We start from the raw sequence: 17,675 nt of genomic DNA, 5'->3' as shown, positions 1-17,675 counted from the left end.
AGCCGGTTAGTTCAGTTGTTTTTGAATTTGGTGGATAATGCAGTAAAATACACTCCTGATAATGGAAAAATTCGACTTTCACTTTATCAGCAAAATCATAACGCTGTAGTGGAAATAAAAGACACCGGAATCGGAATTTCTTCACAAGACCTACCGCATTTATTCGATCGTTTTTATCGGGTAGACAAATCCCGCTCTCGCCAATTGGGCGGTAGCGGCTTAGGACTTTCCATTTGCCAGTGGATTGTACTGGCGCACAATGGGAGAATAAAAATCGAGAGCGAGTTGGGTAAGGGTACCTGCGTGGCGGTAACTTTTTAATTTTTTTTGTACCTCAACAATTTCTTCATCATTTCTTCATTTAGCCTCATTATATTATGCACAAAAATGTTCTCAAGGCACAATATCACCAGCCGTGTTTTTGAAAAATATCTTGAAATGTGGAGGATTAATTTTCCATGAAAGCCCGAATTTTCATTGTTATTCTTGGATTACTAATTTCACGGCAATTGTTTGGCACGGACCAAAAGCCGATACTTACAGCAGTTCGTATTACGTCAGGGATAAAATTGGACGGGTATTTTGATGAACCATCGTGGAAATTAGCCACGCCAGCGACTAATTTCAAACAGCGCGAGCCGATGAACGGGGCGCCCGCGACCGAGAAAACCATGATTCGCATTCTTTACGATCAAAAAAATCTTTACATCGGAATTTGGTGTTTTGATTCCCAACCGGATAAAATCATCGCCAATACATTAGTGCGGGACAGCGATCTCAGGGGAGATGATCAAATGACAATTGCCATAGATACTTATTTAGATCATCGAACAGGTTTTGTTTTTGCCACTAATCCTCTTGGTGCTCGATTAGATGCTTATCAATATGCCCCTGAGCGAGATCCTAACAAAAACTGGAATGGCGTCTGGGACGTACGAGCGCAGGTTACCTCTAAAGGATGGCAGGCTGAAATTGTCATTCCCTTCAAGACGCTTCGCTTCCGGAATCTGCGTCAACAAATTTGGGGCATCAATTTCCAACGTATTATTCGGCGGAAAAATGAAGAAGATCTGTGGTCCGGTTACGGTTACAATGAAGGAATCACCTATTTTTCTTGTGCCGGAGAATTACAAGGTTTAATCGACGTCAAACGTGGGCATCAGATTGAGCTTTTTCCGTACGGCAAATTTGGTATTCAGCAACAGGATTCCCAGAACAGCTCTCACAGCACGGTCACCAAAGCCGGATTCAATCTGAAATACGGCCTTACTCCCACCTTAACGACCGACTTCACCGTGAATACTGATTTCGCTCAAGTAGAGGCGGATCGCGCCCGCATTAATTTAACGCGATTTAGCTTGTACTATCCGGAGAAAAGAGAGTTCTTTCTCGAGGGAGCCGATATATTCAGATTTGGTTCTATTCAGCGTGCTCAGGTTTTTTATAGTCGAAGCATTGGCATTTCTGATGCTGGCGAGCAGATTCCCCTTCTGGGAGGAGGCAGGCTCACTGGACGTGCTGGCAAATACTCCATCGGCATTCTTGATGCTCAAACACAGACAAAAGGTGAAACGCCGGGAGCAAATTTTTTCGTCGCCCGTATGCAGCGTGACATTCTTCAACAGTCCAAAATTGGCGTCATTGCTACTCAAAAATACGTTCCTCGCACCGGCTACTTTAACAGAGCCTTCGGGGCAGATTTTAATCTGTACTTTAGCAATTTTTTAGGCAACAAAAATCTCGTCTTTGGGGGCTACCTGGCTGGAACTCAGACACCTAACTTATCAGGTAATAATCTGAGCGGAAGATTTTTCATCGACTTTCCAAATGATTTTATTGATAGCTACTGGTACGCTTTTGAAATTCAACCCAACTTCAATCCGGAAGTCGGATTTGTGCGACGCAAGGGTATCAAGCAGTTTGGCGGAGCGATTCACATTATGCCGCGGCCCGGGAAGTGGGGCATTCGTAAATTAGCTTTTAAGCCATTAGATTTTGACTATACGACCGATCTATCCGGCAGAGTAGAAACAATTAGTTCCGAATTTCGTCCGCTGGGGTTCAGAACAGAAAGCGGGGAATTCTTTGAATTTAATTTACAGCGGACGTTTGAAAGACTGGATGATGACTTTAACATTTACGATGATTATGTCATTCCCGCAGGTGCTTACTGGTTCAATCACTCTGAAATTCAGTTTGCTACCAATTCCAGCCGACCGATTTCCGGAGGCTTCTTTCTCAATTGGGGAAATTTTTATTCCGGAAAACGGACTGAGCTATTTCTGCAAAGCGTTCTGAAATTCAGTTCTCATTTCTCATTGAGTCTGGATTTTACCCGCAACAACATCAAATTAAAACAGGGACACTTCCAAACTCAGGAGTGGGGCAGTCGCATTGGCTATGCCTTTTCCACCCGTTTGGATACACGTGCCTTTGTGCAATGGAACAATGAGGATCAGGAACTGAATATTAATTTTCGTCTCCACTGGATTCCTAATTTAGGCAGCCATGTCTACTTGGTTTACAACCATCTGTTGAGCACAGAAAGCAGCTTTTTTAAAACTGAAAATCGCGTGTTAGTTATGAAAATGGATTATTTATTCAGGTGGTAGTTGTCATGACGGTTGATACACTTTTTTAAAATTGGAGTTTTATATTTATTTTGCAAGCTAAAAAAAGAGGCATTATATGAAAAAATTTCAAATTTATATTTCATTCCTGTTAGTATTTTCTTTTGTTATAACAATGCAAGGAATGGCGCAAGTGTGGACGTTGCAAAAAGTTAAGAACACAGCATTTCAGGTTAATCCCCGGCTGCAAAGTCTGCAAAATATAGTGAAAGCAAAACAGGGTGCATTGCAACAAGCAGCAGCTTTTCCCAATCCTGAGATTGGCGGCATAACCGGCAATCGCAGTAAGATGCTCTCTTTTGGTCAGCAACTGGAATATCCGGGAAAACGGAACCTGCGAATAAAACGAGCCGAACAAGAGCTGCAAATCACCAGATTAAATTTGCAACAGGAACGACTAAATATTTCGGCCCAGGCAGCAGCCCTATTTTTTGAAGTGCTTTGGGCACAAAAAAACTTAACTCTCGTCAAAGAGAATCTCACCGTTACGAAAAACTTTTTGCAGGCTGCCCAACTGAAATTTCAACGGGGATTTGGAAGCAAATTGGATGTTATCAAAGGACAGGTTGAGGTTCTCCGCGCCAGACGGCTGTTGCTAACCGCAAAAAAAGAATTGTTGAACAAGCGAACGCAATTGAAACTATTATTGAAACTTTCGCTAAAAGACACCCTGACTGTAAAAGGAACGATGGACCAATCGCTATTTGAACCACGTGGTGGATTAGATTCTTTGTTAACGATCGCTTATGAGAGAAGTCCCGAATTAACTATTCAACAACACAAATTGCTGTTATCTCAACTACAGCTACAAGCTGTCCAATTGTCCACTAAACCAGACTTCAATCTCGATCTTGCCGGCGGTGTAGAAGATAAAGAGTCAAAAATCGAGCTTGAATTGCGCATGCCGTTAGCAATCTGGGACAGAAAAAAGGGAGCCAAATCCGAGGCTTTATTTATAAAGAAAAGTGCAGAATACGACAGCGAGAATGTTCGTTTGCAAATCACACAACAGGTAACGGCTGCCTTTCAGAGTTATGAAAATGCTCACCAATCTGTTAAACTGTTTCAAGATTCCATTTTAAAAGATGCCGAATCTGCAGCTCAAATGGCGCAGCGCGCTTTTGAAACGAGCAGCTTTCGCTTCCTTGATTTGATCGATGCCCAGCGCACTTACCTGTCAACAGTTTCAGAATATGAGCAGGTATTATTGGAGTCGAGATTGGCGGAAATTGAATTGAGACGGTCAATCGGATTTGATTAACCGCGGAGACGCCAAGGGCGCAAAGGAAAGCAAAAAATAAAGAATCAACATTAATTTAATCTTTGCGCTCTCTGTGTCTTTGCGGTGAATTAAATTTAACCGCGGAGACGCCAAGTACGCAAAGGAAATAAAAAGGAAGTATCATGAATAATCGAGAGAATGAATTATCAAAATTAATTATTGGTTCAGCTATTGAAGTTCATCGGCATTTAGGTCCAGGCTTACTTGAATCTGCTTATGAAGAATGCCTTTGCCGTGAATTATCAATTAATAATATTGCTTTTGAAAGACAAATGCCACTCCCCATAAATTATAAAGGAATAAAATTGGATTGTAGCTATAGGCTTGATATTGTGGTGGAAAAGCAGGTAATTGTAGAATTAAAAGCAATCGAACAAATTACTCCCATACATCAGGCACAACTTTTGACATATTTGAAATTATCACATTTAAAATTGGGCTTATTAATCAATTTCAATGTTCCCGTTTTAAAAGATGGCATAAAAAGAATGGTTAATAATCTTTAATCTCTGCGCTCTCCGCGCCTTTGCGGTGAGATAAATTCTTGGAGGAATGAAATGAAAACAATTTTAATTTTACTCACATTAATCACTATTACGTTTACCAATTGCACGCAAAAACAGCGGGAAGGCTGGAAAAAGCGTGCGGAAAAGATCACTGGTGAGAAAGAAAAGACAGCGCAAATAATTGATACTTTGAATACGAATGAATTTGCTTTGACTGATCAGAACCGTCATTTTCTCAATCTAAAAACCGTGGCTGCCAGGAGACAGCGAATTGCTAACACTATCGAAGTACCAGCAGTTACCATGCCCCATCCCAACCATTTCGCTGCCATCAAAGTACCAATGAATGGGTGGATTCGGAAACTCACTGTCGATCCTGGCAGCGAGGTTAAGAAAGACGCTGTTGTGGCGATAATTGAAAATCCACAAAATATGGGGCAACAGTTGCAGATAAGATCTCCAATCAGTGGCGTGGTAAGTGAACGACCGGTTAATAAAAATGAATGGGTAGAAAGTGGGATGGAATTGATGAAAATTATTGATTATAGAGTGTTACAGGGCATTATGCAGCTTTATCCTGATGAACAGAGTAAAGTGCGGGTAGGACAAGCGGTCGAGTTTTTCCAAAAGGGTTGGAGCGCTGAAGGACGCATTAAATTCATTTCGCCCACCGCAGATCCAGCTACCGGTAGCGTCGAGGCACGGGCGGACATTGCTAATTCCAATCAACAGGTCAAAGCCAATGTGCCAATAACCGCAAGAATCACTGTCGGAGAAAAAGTTGCTTTAGTGGTTCCCAGCAGTGCATTGCTTCATGAGGAAGACCATTTCATCGTGTTCGTCCAGAAAGGCGAACAATTTGAGAAGCGACTGGTAGAAACAGGAATCCGAACCAGCGAAATAGTTGAGATCAGGGATGGCATAGAGGCGGGAGAAAAAGTAGTAACGCATGGCGCCTATCAGTTGAAAAATATTGCCTTTTCCAGCGCCCCAACTGAGGAGGAAAAATAAATGTTTCAGAAATTGGTCGAATTTTCCATTAAAAATCGCGTGATTGTTTTCCTTGCTGTCAGCATTTTAGTTGTGCTCGGTGTGAATGCGCTGCACAATTTACCCACAGAATTTTTACCCGATTTGAGTTCGCCCATTGTTTCGGTGATCACTGAAAGGCCCGGGTTGGCGCCCAGCGAAGTCGAAAATCTAATTACGCGTCCGATTGAAAACAGCCTGCAAAGTCTGCCGGACGTGGAGAATATTCGTTCGAAATCGACCAGCGGTCTGTCACTGGTCACGGTTACTTTTAAATGGGGCACGGATTATTACTGGGCGCGGCAGTTCATTTCGCAAAACCTGGCAGAGGTTATCACCAAACTTCCTGTTGGAACCCGCGCTCCGTTTTTATCAAATGCTGCTTCGCGGCTGGGTGAAGTGATTGAATATTATTTGAAAAGCGATAGCCTTTCGTTAATGGATTTGCGCGAGCTGGCGAATTATGACGTGCGCTTAAAATTGAAAAGCGTGCCCGGCGTGGCGCGTGTGGCAAACATGGGTGGAGAAGTACGACAATACCAGATTCTGGTGAATCAGGACAAACTGCGTTATTACCAGATTGGGTTAGATGAGATTGCTGCGGCGTTGAAAAATAATAATGTAAACTTTTCTGGCGGGGTCATTACCGAAGGACCGGTGGAATTCACGGTGCGCGGGCTGGGACGACTTTATCGGCTCAACGATTTGTATCAGGTGATTGTAACGACGCGCAACGGTTTTCCCGTTTACCTGAAAGATTTGGCAACCATTCGCGAGGCGCCACAATTCCGTCGTGGGATAATTTACGTGAACGGAAAAGAAGCGGTGCGCGGCGTGGTTACCAAACAATACGGCAGTGATACCCAGCCGGTGATCAACGGTCTGTTAAAAGCCATTAACGAGATCAAACCTTATTTGCCGAAATCGGTTGAACTGCGTCCGTTTTTTAACCAGGCAGAATTGATTCTGGTGTCAGTACACAATTTAAAAGACGCCCTGCTCATCGGTGGATTTGCTGTGCTGTTGATCGTACTTTTGTTTTTATCAAATTTCCGCAGCGCGCTGATCATCGGCATCACTTTGCCCATTTCGGTTTTCATTACTTTCATTTTTATGCACCTTTTCCATGTAACCATAAATGTCATGTCACTGGGCGGCATTGCCGTGGGGCTCGGGATTATGATCGATGCTGCCATTGTGGTCACGGAAAATATTTTTCGCTGGTTAAATAATCATCCAGGCGAGAAATATCTCGCTACGCTCAAAGGTGCGGTGGAAATGCTGAATCCGGTGAAATATTCCACTGCGATCATCATTGTGGTTTTTGTGCCGCTCATGTTTTTGCCCGGCTTTGAAGGAAAATTGTTCAAGCCCTTTGCTTTTACAATTATTATTTCCATGCTGGTGGGTCTGGCTCTTTCCGTCACGCTGACACCGCTGTTGTGCTACTCTTTTTTGAGCAGCAAACCTGGCAAATCAAAAGAGAGCTGGCTGACACGTGCTTTCTATCGTATCTATGACCCGCTCATTAAGGTTTCGCTTAAACGTCCGGTGCGAGCCATGCTTTTTGTTTTACTAATGTTAGTCCTGTCTGCCGGGATGATTGCCTTTATGGGCACAGAGTTGCTGCCACCGTTTGACGAAAACGCCTTTATGGTTAAAATCTACCTGCCGCCGGGAACCAGCCTTGATGAATCAGCCAGGGTTAGCAATCAGATTTTAAGCATCGCCAGTCAGGCGCCGGATGTGCGAAATATTGTTGCTGCCGTGGGGCGATCCGAGGGCGGCGAAGAGACTGAGGGGATGAGCAATTTTTCGGAGAATTATGTGGAGCTTGTACCGCGGGATCAGCGCACCAAATCCATTGAAGAAATTGAAGACTGGATCCGAGAAAAGATCGCCGGTTTTCCGGGAGCAATTGTTACTTTTGATACACCACTCAATGATCGCATTGAAGAAAGCATCTCCGGCTCGCGGGGGCAATTAGCAGTAAAAATATTTGGACCCGACTATGATATTCTCATGGCTAAAGCCGCCGCCTTGAAAAACATCATGCAAAACATTCCCGGTGTGACTGATCTGTTCATGAATCAGTCCGCTGGTTTGCCATTCATTAATATTTTGATTGACCGCAAAGCCGCGGGACGGTACGGATTAACTCCGGAAAATATTGCCGATGACGTGGAAACCGCGCTGGAAGGAAAAACTGCCACCACAATTCTTCAGGGTGTCAAAGAATTCGCTGTTTTCGTCCGTTTACAAAAACAATTCCGCAATTCACCGGAAAAGGTGGCATCGATTCTCATTTCAACGCCGAACGAAAAAACGATTAAATTGTCGCAGGTGGCAAAAATATGGCAGGATAGCGGCCCCATGCTGATTGAGCGGGAAAATTTGCAGCGGCGCGTGCAGTTGACCTGCAATATTTCCGGCGGTGACATTAACCACATTGTGTCAACGATTAAAAATCGGATTCCACAATTGCATTTGCCAATAGGTTACTCTGTTTCTTTTGGTGGCAACTATGCCCGCCAGCAGGAGTTGAACCACCTGATGATCCGCATCGTTTTGATTTTGCTGTTGGTTGTATTTATGCTTTTATTGTTAGCTTTTCATTCCATCTGGCAGGCAGTGTTAATTATTCTGACCATACCGCTGGCATTGATGGGCGGAGTGTGGGCGTTATTCTTCACCGTGACAACTTTCAATGTGTCATCGCTCATCGGGTTTGTTGCCCATTTCGGATTGACCGTGCAAAAGGGTGTGATCTTAATGGAATACATTAATGATCTGCGTCAGCAAGGCATGCCGATCAAAGAAGCCGTCATACTTGCCGGACGCACAAGAATGCGACCAGTGTTAATGACGGCGACTGCTGCTTCATTGGCAGTGTTGCCACTGGCATTGGGCATTGGCGCCGGTGCTGAAATTCAGCAGCCCATGGCGATTGTGCTCATCGGTGGTTTGCTAGTTTCCACGCCCATGGTACTCGTGATTTTACCAGTTTTGTACGCACAGGTAGAAAAATTTAGAAAGCAGGATACAGATTAGGGGATTTGAACTGGGACTTAAATCTTTCAACATGAAATAAATCAACGAAGTTATTAATGAGTGCTTTTTTGTTTGTTCGTCTAATTTAATTTTTCCAGGTTATGTAGTTAAGTTTCACGTAATAATTTTAACTAAAAACAAAGGAGATGTATTATGAAAGTCAAAACCCACTTTGTTGCAATTTCTATCTCTCTGATGTTCATTTTAGTGACGATTTTTTCCACGAATTGTCAATCACAAAAATCCAATCAGAAAAAGCAACAGACGAAAGAGTCCAAACAAATGGTCAGCCAGGACACAAGCAAAACCAGTGTTCAAGTATTTAATTTTGAAAAGTGCGAAGTTGGAAAATTGCCTGTTGGTTGGGAAACAGCCATGACAGGCAGGGGTACTCTCGGACATTGGGAAATTGCGGTTGATAAAACAAAATCAGGTGAAAACAAAGTACTGGCGCAAACTTCCATGAAGAATTTTGGTTACCACTTTAATATGGCGGTTAAAAAAGATTCTGATTTTAAAGACCTGATCCTGACTGTGAAATTCAAAGCTATCAAAGGCAATGAGGATCGCGGCGGCGGCCCCGTGTGGCGCTATCAGGATGCTAATAACTATTACATCTGTCGCGCCAATCCGCTGGAAAATAATTTTCGCGTTTACGCGGTCATTGATGGAAATCGCAGACAATTGAAAAGCTATAGTCTGCCGATTACCAGCGGCGAATGGCACACGATAAAAATCGAACACACAGGCACGCACATCAAATGTTATTTTGACAGCCATCTTTATCTGGAAGCGGATGACTCAACATTCACCCAATCCGGAAAAGTCGGCGTCTGGACAAAAGCAGACTCCTATTGCTATTTCGACGACCTGAAAATTGAAGAAAAATAAGCTTGCTCAAATAGCAAAAGGATGAATTTTCAAAGTAATCAGATTCAGTCAATCGAAGCTTATTTTTGTTGAGGTAGTCAAGTCCCCCATGAATCCTCCCTGATTAAAGAGGGACTTTTCTACCTCAACTTATTGGACGAAGACAAATGTTGATTTTTTATCCGGAATTTGAATCAGTGAAATAATTTTTTCGCTTTAAAAGAACTCAATTTTTGCAGAAAAACAAGTTTGGAATTCTTTCCGACCCAACAGAACTGAACAATTAAAATCTATTATTTTTGTCTATTTTTCTCAATTTTGGGAGCAATTGAATATGCGTGCAGTCAAACAAGTGTGGGGGTTGAGCCTGATCATTTTGTTATTTTCCGGCGCGGGCCAATCACAAGAAATTTTGAATCTGAAAAATTGCATCAATCTGGCAGCCCGCAACAGCTTCCAATTGCAGGCCGACAGCCAGCAAGTCGCTGCTGCAAAAAATGAATTTTTGTTAAGCCGCTCACAGACGCTGCCGCAGTTTTCCGGTGAGTTAGCGAGAACCGAGCTGGCGTTGCAACCCTACCATTTCCGCCAGCAGTGGGCATCCGTGAACGGCGACTGGTCTGCCGGAAGCTTGCTTTTAAAAACATACAATTCTTCACAAAAAAAGCTGCTTTCCGTCAAAGCCAGACAGGCAAATACGAAATTGCAAATTGCTCACCGTATCAGCCAACTCTACATTTCAATTTTGCAAAAACAAAAAAACATCAGTCTGTTCAAAGATCGGCTGAAACTTCTGGAAACGCACCTGAAAATAACTCGGGCATTATGGCAATCCGGCACGCGGACGCAACTGGACGTTCTGCAAACGAAATCAGAGATTCTCCGGCTCAATGAACAAATTGCCGGACTGCAAATCGAAGCGCAAAATTTTCAACAGGAATTAGCCCGACTTTTGGGCAGGAAAAATTTTGGTAATTTGCAATTAAAACCATTGCCATTGACAGAATTGACCGGACAAGATGTACCAGAGCTTGCCAGTCAAAATCTTCAAACAAATCCGCGCATCAGGGCGCTTAATTTTCAGACCGAGGCAGAGCAAATGCGTTTACGCTCAGTTTTTGCCTCGCAGCTTCCCAGAGTTCGCTTCAACGGCGGCTACGTTGCCGACGGCGATCCTACTGGCGATGGGAATTACTGGCAGGTGACTGCTGGCATTCAATTCCCGTTGTTTCAATGGGGAGCGACGCGATTTCAGCGGCAAAAAATCATCGCCAATTTTCAATCCCTTCAATTCCAAAGAAAGGCGATTGAACGCGATCTCTCCATTCAAGCAGAGCAGAAAATCGAAAGCTTGAAAAAGTTAAAAGAAATCATCTCTCTGCAAAATGAACGGCTGCGGAACAACCAGTTGGCAAATAGACTGGCTGAGGCAAATTATCAGGCCGGCCTCATCACCAATCTGGAATTCCTCACAGTACAACAGCAGCTCACAGAAACCCAGCTTGAACTTGAGGAATCCGGCTTGAGTTACGCGCTTAATTTGATTGAGTTTTATCTTTTAACAAACCAGATTGAAAAAATTTATGAATTGAATCAGTAATAGGACGCTGATGAACAGGGAACCGGCGGATCACGCCAAAGGCGGATGCGGTTTCGGCGCATTTGCGCGGATTTTTTATTATTTAATCCGTGAGAATCCGTTTAATCAGTGTTCATCTGCGTTCTATTTAAATAATTATGCTAATAAAATTTCGTAATCATCTTTTTCTAAATGTCAATCAATTGATGAGAGCTAACATGAAACAACACATTATTTTTTTCGGGTTGATTATTTTTTTCGTTTTCGGCTGCGGCAACAAGAATGCTGAACAATCTTCTCATAGAGATGCACTTGTGAAAATCAAAACCGCAGCGGTGATGCGGACGGACATGGTCGATACGGAGCGTATTTTTGGCGAAATTCGGCTGCGCTACGAGGCTTATCTGGCTTCGCAATTTGACGGACGGTTGGAGGATTTTACTTTGCTGCCAGGAGACGTTGTCAAAAAAGAAGAACGCATCGGAACGATCATTCCGCCTTCGCGAGAGGCGTTACTCCAGATAATCAACAAAATCAGCGCAGAAATGAAGCCGCTGCTGGAGCAACAGATCAAATCCATTCCGCTGACCAGTCCTATGAACGGCACCGTGCTGAAAATTCTTCACCACAGCGGCGACGTGGTACACAGTGGCGAGCCCATCGTGCACATCGGCGACACGCGCATTCTCGATGTTTACGGCGATTTGCCTATCAGGTATATTCCATTAATAAAAAAATTGCAAAAAATTGAAATTCAATTTACAAACTATCCCCATTCGCCCATGCGGCTGCCCATTCAAGCGATCTCTGCGCAAGTGGATCAGGCTAAGCAAACTGTCCCCATTCGCCTGCGGCTGGACAATCCAAATGGCGAATTCAGGCCCGGTATGCTGGTACAACTCATTTTTCCCGGACAGGAACACAAAAACACGCTCATTGTCCCGCGCAGCGCGCTTCTGGAAGAGGAAGGAATTTTCAGTGTTTTTGTCGTAAAAGGAAAGAAAGTCGAAAAACGATTAGTTAAAGTCGGAATTTTTAATAACGATAACGTGGAAATAATTAATGGCGTTCAAGCTGGCGAGCAGGTCGCGACGCAAAAAGCCTACTCGCTCGTTGATGGAATGGAGGTAGTTGTCGAATGAGAGGACTCTCGCGATTCGCTGTTGAAAATAAGCGGGCGCTGGTGTTCACGGCTTTGCTGCTATCGCTGATTGGACTGTATCTGATTTTCCAAATTCCCGAAGGCGTTTTTCCTGATGCCACATTCCCGCGTATCGCCGTGTTGGTGGACTACGGTCTGGCGCCCTTAAAAGAAATGGAAATGGAAGTCGCCAAGCCCATTGAAGAAGCAGCGATGATGGTCGAGGGCGTGCGTTTGGTACGCTCGTCGATCAGCCGGGGCTCGGCGGAAATAAATATCGATTTTCAGTGGCACCAGGACATGTTTCGCGCCTACCAGTTGGTGCAGGCGCAAATCAGCGGTATCCAGAGCCAGTTGCCCAAAGGTGTGCAGTTGGAAGTACGCCGTTTCACTACCAGCACTTATCCGGTAGCCGGCTACAGCCTCACTTCGGACAAACTGAACCTGCTGCAATTGCGCGATCTGGCAATTTACACCATCAGGCCGCAGCTCGCCAGTATTCCCGGCATTTACAATATCGAGGTCATGGGCGGTAAAGAACGCGAGTACTGGGTCAATCTGGATCCCCAGAAATTAGCCGCGCTTAAGTTAGACTACCGTCAGATCGCAGAGGCGCTGCAAAAATCCAACTCCCTGAAATACGTCGGCCGACTGAATGAAGCGAACAAACTTTATCTGAACATTGCTGACAATCGCTTTTTGAAAATCGACGACATCAAAAATACCATTGTCGCTCGCCGTGATGCGACGCCGATCAAACTCTCGGAAATCGCTTCCGTGGAACCGGCGCTGAAAGAGACTTTTCTCGCCTGCGAAAGCGATCTTAAGCCCGCAGTGCTGATCACTGTGATCAAACAGCCGGGCACGAATGCAGTGGCGATCATGAAACAAGTTGAAAAACGCTGGCAGGAACTGAAAAGGGTGCTGCCGACGAGCGTTGAAGTGAAAAAGTGGTACGATATGACCGATTTCATCCGCCGTTCCATGGGCAGTGTGCGCGACGCAATTTTTTTAGGAGCATTTCTGACCATGCTCGTGTTGCTGCTTTTTCTGCGCCGAATTCGCATCACTTTGGTCACGGCAGTAATCATCCCTGTCGCACTGCTCATCACTTTCATTTTCATTAAACTGTCCGGAGCAAATCTCAACTTGATGAGCCTCGGTGGATTGGCTGCAGCTATCGGCATTTTAGTGGACAACGCGATCGTCGTCGTGGAAAATATCGAGCGCCATCTGGAACAGGGATTTTCCCGCAACGACGCAGTCATTCAGGCGACCAGTGAAATTATTCCTCCCTTGCTCGGTGCAACACTGACCACGTTGGTAGTTTTTGTCCCACTAATTTTTCTCTCTGGCGTGCCGGGCATCTTTTTTCGGGCATTGGCTTCCACATTGGCGCTGGCGATTTTCGTTTCCATGCTGCTGGCTGTCTTCCTCACGCCGGCGCTATCAGTGCTTTTTATTTCGCGAAAGGAAAAATCCGCGGGGCGCTTTTTGCCCAAAATTATTGCGCTACAGCAAAAGTTACTGAAAACCACTTTTCATCGGCCGGTAATTATTTTCGCCCTGATTGCCTTGTTTGTTCTTGTCGCTATTTTCTCTTATCTGCGCATCCCCAGCGGATTTTTACCAAAGTGGGACGAACGAACAATTGTCCTCGATTATATAGCGCCCCCGGGTAGCTCTATCGAAACGACTCACAAAATGCTACTGTCAATTGAAAATTATTTAACGAGGCTTCCGGAAGTCAAAGCATATTCCTTGAGAATTGGACGAGGTTTGGCTCATCCGCGAAAGCCAGCCAACAAGGGCGACTTTGTTATTTCTGTTCGCAAAAACACGAAACGGTCATCGTTCGAAATTATGGATGATTTGCGCAGTTTTATTGCCCAAAAAGAACCGAGAATGGAGGTTGAATTATTTCAGGTTCTGCCGGATCGTTTAAACGATTTGAGCGGAGAAATTGCGCCCATTGTTATCAAAGTTTTTGGCAATAATATTTCCCGCATCCAACAAACAGCCGCACAGATTGCAGACTCGCTATCGCTCATTCCTAATGTTGTGGATGTATTTCCGGGATTTACGGATAGCGAACCCGAACTCAAAATTCGAGTCCGTCCTGAAATCGCCCGGTTTTATGGATTAACCGTAGCCGACGTAAATAATGCTGTCAAAATGGCATTATGGGGAATCGTGCCCACCAGTATGATGGAAGGGCTTAAAATGATCCCGGTGCGTATGCGCTATCCCAAAGCGAATTTTAACCATCTTGAAAAAATCCGCCGACTTCCTATCTACCTGCCGTCTATCAATCGAGTGTTGCAGCTTGACGAAGTTGCCGACATTCAAAAACAACCAGGCAAAACAGACATTGACCATGAAAATTTGAGTCAGGTAGTTAATGTCAAAGCGCATATTTCCGGACGCGATCTGGGGAGTATCATCAAAAATGTCAAAATTATGCTTTCCCGAATTCCTTTGCCGCCAGGCGTCACCGTAGAAATCGGCGGCCAGTACGAGAGTCAGCAGCGCGCGTTCCGCGAATTGCTGCTCATTCTCGGCTTTGGCATTTTGCTGGTTTACGCGATTCTTTTGTTTGAATTTAAATCGTTTCGTACTTCCGGAATCATTCTGTTAGGGACGGTATTGTCTGTGAGCGGAGTTTTTCTGATACTGTGGATTACGGGAATCCCGCTGGACATCTCCGCTTTCATGGGCATGATTATGATCCTGGGGGTGGTCGTCAATAACGGCATTCTGTTGATTGATTACACGGAAAAATATTTGAAAGAGCAACCTGACGTGAAACAGGCGCTACTCATGGCAGGACGCGTTCGTCTGCGCCCGATTTTGATGACCACGCTGGCGACAATTTTCGGTTTTCTGCCGCTGGCGCTTGCCATTGGCGAAGGCTCGGAAATGTTACAGCCGCTGGCGATTTCCATGATCGGCGGCATGAGTCTCTCCATGGTGCTGTCGCTATTGGTTATTCCCGGGTTGTATTTTGTTGTGAATAAAAAGGTGAGCGAAATTTAGCCACAGAGGCACGGCAAAAAATAGCACGCTGATACACGCGGATTATGCGGATCACCGCGGATATTTAAAAAATCTTATCTGTGACAATCCGTTTAATCCGTGCAAATCCGCGTTCTATTTATGATTGATTGGTTTTAGAGAAGTGAATTTTATTGAAATTTGATGTCACAAATGTTTGGAGAATGACGATGATGAAAAAACTTTTTCGGAAAGAGTCTATTTCATTTCTTACGATGTTGTTAGTTTTATTCGCAATTCCGAAAATTTCCGATGCACAAGTTTCCCCGCCCAATCAACTTGTGGCGCTAAAAGTTGACCGCGCGCCCCGTCTCGACGGTATTTTGAATGAGGATTGCTGGGGTAAAGCGGTCAAAATTTCCAATTTCACACAGAGGGAACTGAACGAAGGCGAACCTGCCAGCGAAAAGACACAAGTGGCTGTAGTTTATACGAATTCTGTCCTTTACATTGGTGTTTGGTGCTACGACCGGCAGCCGGAAAAAATTGTCGCCAAAGAAATGAAACGAGATTTTCGCCACTGGGGCGAGGATGATTTTGAAATAATCATTGATACTTACAACGACCAGCGCAATGGCTATTTTTTCATCACCAACCCCAACGGCGCCAGAGAAGACATCTTGATCACTGACGAAGGCAGAGGGTCAAATAAATCATGGAACGGCGTCTGGGACGTGGCAACGAAAATCACGAATGAAGGATGGTTTGCGGAAATCGAAATTCCTTTTTCCACGCTGAAGTTTCCCAATCAACCGGAACAAATCTGGGGCATAAATTTTGAACGCAACATCACTCATAAAAATGAACAGGTACTGTGGCAGGCCTGGTCTAGAGATTATGATATAGAAATGGTCTCCCACGCCGGCAAATTAGTTGGCTTGAAAAATATAACCGGCGGGAATTTGCTGGAAATTAAGCCGTATCTCACGGCCGGACTGCAAAAAAATTCTGAAGAAAAAGCGGATCAGGTCGCCCGTTTCGGCGGCGACTTGAACTATCTGATCACTTCCAACTTGAAGCTCAACGTCACGCTGCACACAGATTTTGCTCAGATCGAATCTGACCGAGCGCGAATAAACCTGAGTCGATTTTCTCTCTATTATCCGGAAAAAAGAGGTTTTTTCCTGGAAGGCAGCGGGTCTTTTGATTTTAGTCTTGGCGGCAGAACAAAAGTTTTTTACAGCCGCAGAATTGGAATAAAAGACGGCGAAGAAATTCCCATCATCGGCGGAGTCCGTCTGCTCGGAAAACAGGGCAAAACAAACGTCGGCGTGCTCTCCATTCAAACTGCCGAAAAAGAAGACGAGCCAACGACGAATTATTCAGTGGTACGATTGAAACAGGATGTATTGGGCCAATCTTACGTGGGAATGATTGCAACGGCGAAAAATTCTTCGGACACGTCGAATTACGTTTACGGAGTCGATTTTGGCTACGCCTCGTCGAAGTTGTTCGGGGACAAAAATATCCGCGTCGGCGGCGCTGTGAGTCAATCTCAGAGCATGGATCAGTCGAATCAAAACAATTCGGCTTATCGATTCTATCTGAGCATGCCTAATGATTTTGTGGAGTACGATCTGGCGTATTACGCCGTGCAAAAAAATTTCAATCCTGAAATCGGCTTTCTCCGCCGTTCCAATTTCAAACATTTTTACACTGAATTACAATTCAATCCCAGACCTTCATTTTTGCCCTGGATCCGCCAGATGGAAATTAAACCCATCGATGTGGATTATTACTGGACGGACGACACCAATGAATTGGAATCCGTCGGCGCGGAATGGCGGCCGTTGGGATTCGGAACAAAAAGCGGGGAGTGGTTCGAATACAATATTCAAAGATTTTACGATCGTTTGAGTGAACCATTCGAGATTCACGATAATGTGGAACTTCCCGTGGGAAAATATTGGTACACCAGGCATGAATTACAACTTTCCTCCTTCCGCGGCAGAAAAATTTATGCCGGCGGTGAAACAAGCTGGGGCGCCTATTACACCGGGAATCGGACTCTGTTCGCCCTGCGAGTCGGCTTAAATTTGAACAAACATTTAAACATCAGCGCAGATTACGAACGGAACAATCTTAAATTTCCCGAGGGAAGCTTCACCACTCACGAAAGCGGCGGAAGAATCGAATATGCTTTTAATCCGAAATTATTTTCTATTTTGTACGGTCAGTGGAACAATGAAGATCACGAAATTTTGCTAAATTTTCGCCTGAACTGGATCCCCAAAATCGGTAGCGATTTCTATCTTGCCATCAATCAGAAAATCAGCACCGCTGGTTCAAAACTTAAAGTAGAAGATATTGTGGTATTGTCAAAATTGGTGTGGCGTTTTGCTTATTAATAAACTTTTGTAAATTTTAAAATATAAGCATCAAGAACCAGAAGATAAAAAAATTTTAATTATTCAGCTTCGAAGCCGCCAAGGCTCCAATGTTTAATTATCTAGAAAAAAATAATTTTGGGGATCGCTTTGAACAAGAATGTGTTGTGAACAGGCGTCAGCTTCATTCAGACGTAGCAATCCGT

The 17,675-nt window shown here is 44.4% G+C and carries 11 protein-coding genes; all 11 read left to right on the top strand.

The features are described 5' to 3' along the window. A partial coding sequence (locus tag GXO74_11165; protein NOZ62233.1) for a GHKL domain-containing protein occupies positions 1 to 321 on the top strand: 321 nt, incomplete at its 5' end. 137 nt (positions 322 to 458) lie between these two features. Continuing rightward, the gene (locus GXO74_11160) at positions 459 to 2,612 is read left to right on the top strand and encodes a carbohydrate binding family 9 domain-containing protein (protein ID NOZ62232.1); all 2,154 of its coding nucleotides are present in this window, start codon (positions 459 to 461) and stop codon (positions 2,610 to 2,612) included. Positions 2,613 to 2,688: 76 nt separating this feature from the next. Continuing rightward, the gene (locus GXO74_11155) at positions 2,689 to 3,891 is read left to right on the top strand and encodes a TolC family protein (protein NOZ62231.1); all 1,203 of its coding nucleotides are present in this window, start codon (positions 2,689 to 2,691) and stop codon (positions 3,889 to 3,891) included. Between the two features lie 143 nt (positions 3,892 to 4,034). Further along, positions 4,035 to 4,418, top strand: coding sequence for a GxxExxY protein (locus tag GXO74_11150; GenBank protein ID NOZ62230.1), 384 nt, complete (start codon positions 4,035 to 4,037; stop codon positions 4,416 to 4,418). Between the two features lie 51 nt (positions 4,419 to 4,469). Next, a complete protein-coding gene (locus GXO74_11145) occupies positions 4,470 to 5,429 on the top strand; it encodes an efflux RND transporter periplasmic adaptor subunit (GenBank protein NOZ62229.1) in 960 nt (319 codons plus the stop codon). Then, positions 5,430 to 8,498: an efflux RND transporter permease subunit gene (locus GXO74_11140; protein NOZ62228.1), complete on the top strand. Its 3,069-nt coding sequence runs from the start codon at positions 5,430 to 5,432 to the stop codon at positions 8,496 to 8,498. It abuts the gene before it with no gap. A gap of 153 nt (positions 8,499 to 8,651) precedes the next feature. Beyond that, on the top strand, positions 8,652 to 9,389 hold the full coding sequence (locus GXO74_11135; protein NOZ62227.1) for a hypothetical protein: 738 nt from the start codon (positions 8,652 to 8,654) through the stop codon (positions 9,387 to 9,389). A 313-nt stretch (positions 9,390 to 9,702) separates the two neighbouring features. Next, positions 9,703 to 10,968, top strand: a complete 1,266-nt coding sequence (locus GXO74_11130; protein ID NOZ62226.1) for a TolC family protein — start codon at positions 9,703 to 9,705, stop codon at positions 10,966 to 10,968. Positions 10,969 to 11,165: 197 nt separating this feature from the next. Beyond that, on the top strand, positions 11,166 to 12,089 hold the full coding sequence (locus GXO74_11125; GenBank protein ID NOZ62225.1) for an efflux RND transporter periplasmic adaptor subunit: 924 nt from the start codon (positions 11,166 to 11,168) through the stop codon (positions 12,087 to 12,089). After that, on the top strand, positions 12,086 to 15,124 hold the full coding sequence (locus GXO74_11120; GenBank protein NOZ62224.1) for an efflux RND transporter permease subunit: 3,039 nt from the start codon (positions 12,086 to 12,088) through the stop codon (positions 15,122 to 15,124). Before GXO74_11125 ends, GXO74_11120 begins: the two co-directional genes overlap by 4 nt. Before the next feature lie 233 nt (positions 15,125 to 15,357). Further along, positions 15,358 to 17,490, top strand: coding sequence for a carbohydrate binding family 9 domain-containing protein (locus GXO74_11115; protein NOZ62223.1), 2,133 nt, complete (start codon positions 15,358 to 15,360; stop codon positions 17,488 to 17,490). The last annotated feature ends 185 nt before the right edge of the window (positions 17,491 to 17,675 follow it).

It is taken from the genome of Calditrichota bacterium (assembly GCA_013152715.1).
Classification (GTDB): Bacteria; Zhuqueibacterota; Zhuqueibacteria; order Thermofontimicrobiales; family Thermofontimicrobiaceae; genus 4484-87.
The sequence above is the reverse complement of the archived record's forward strand: the minus strand, read 5'-3'. Positions and strand labels throughout refer to the sequence as shown.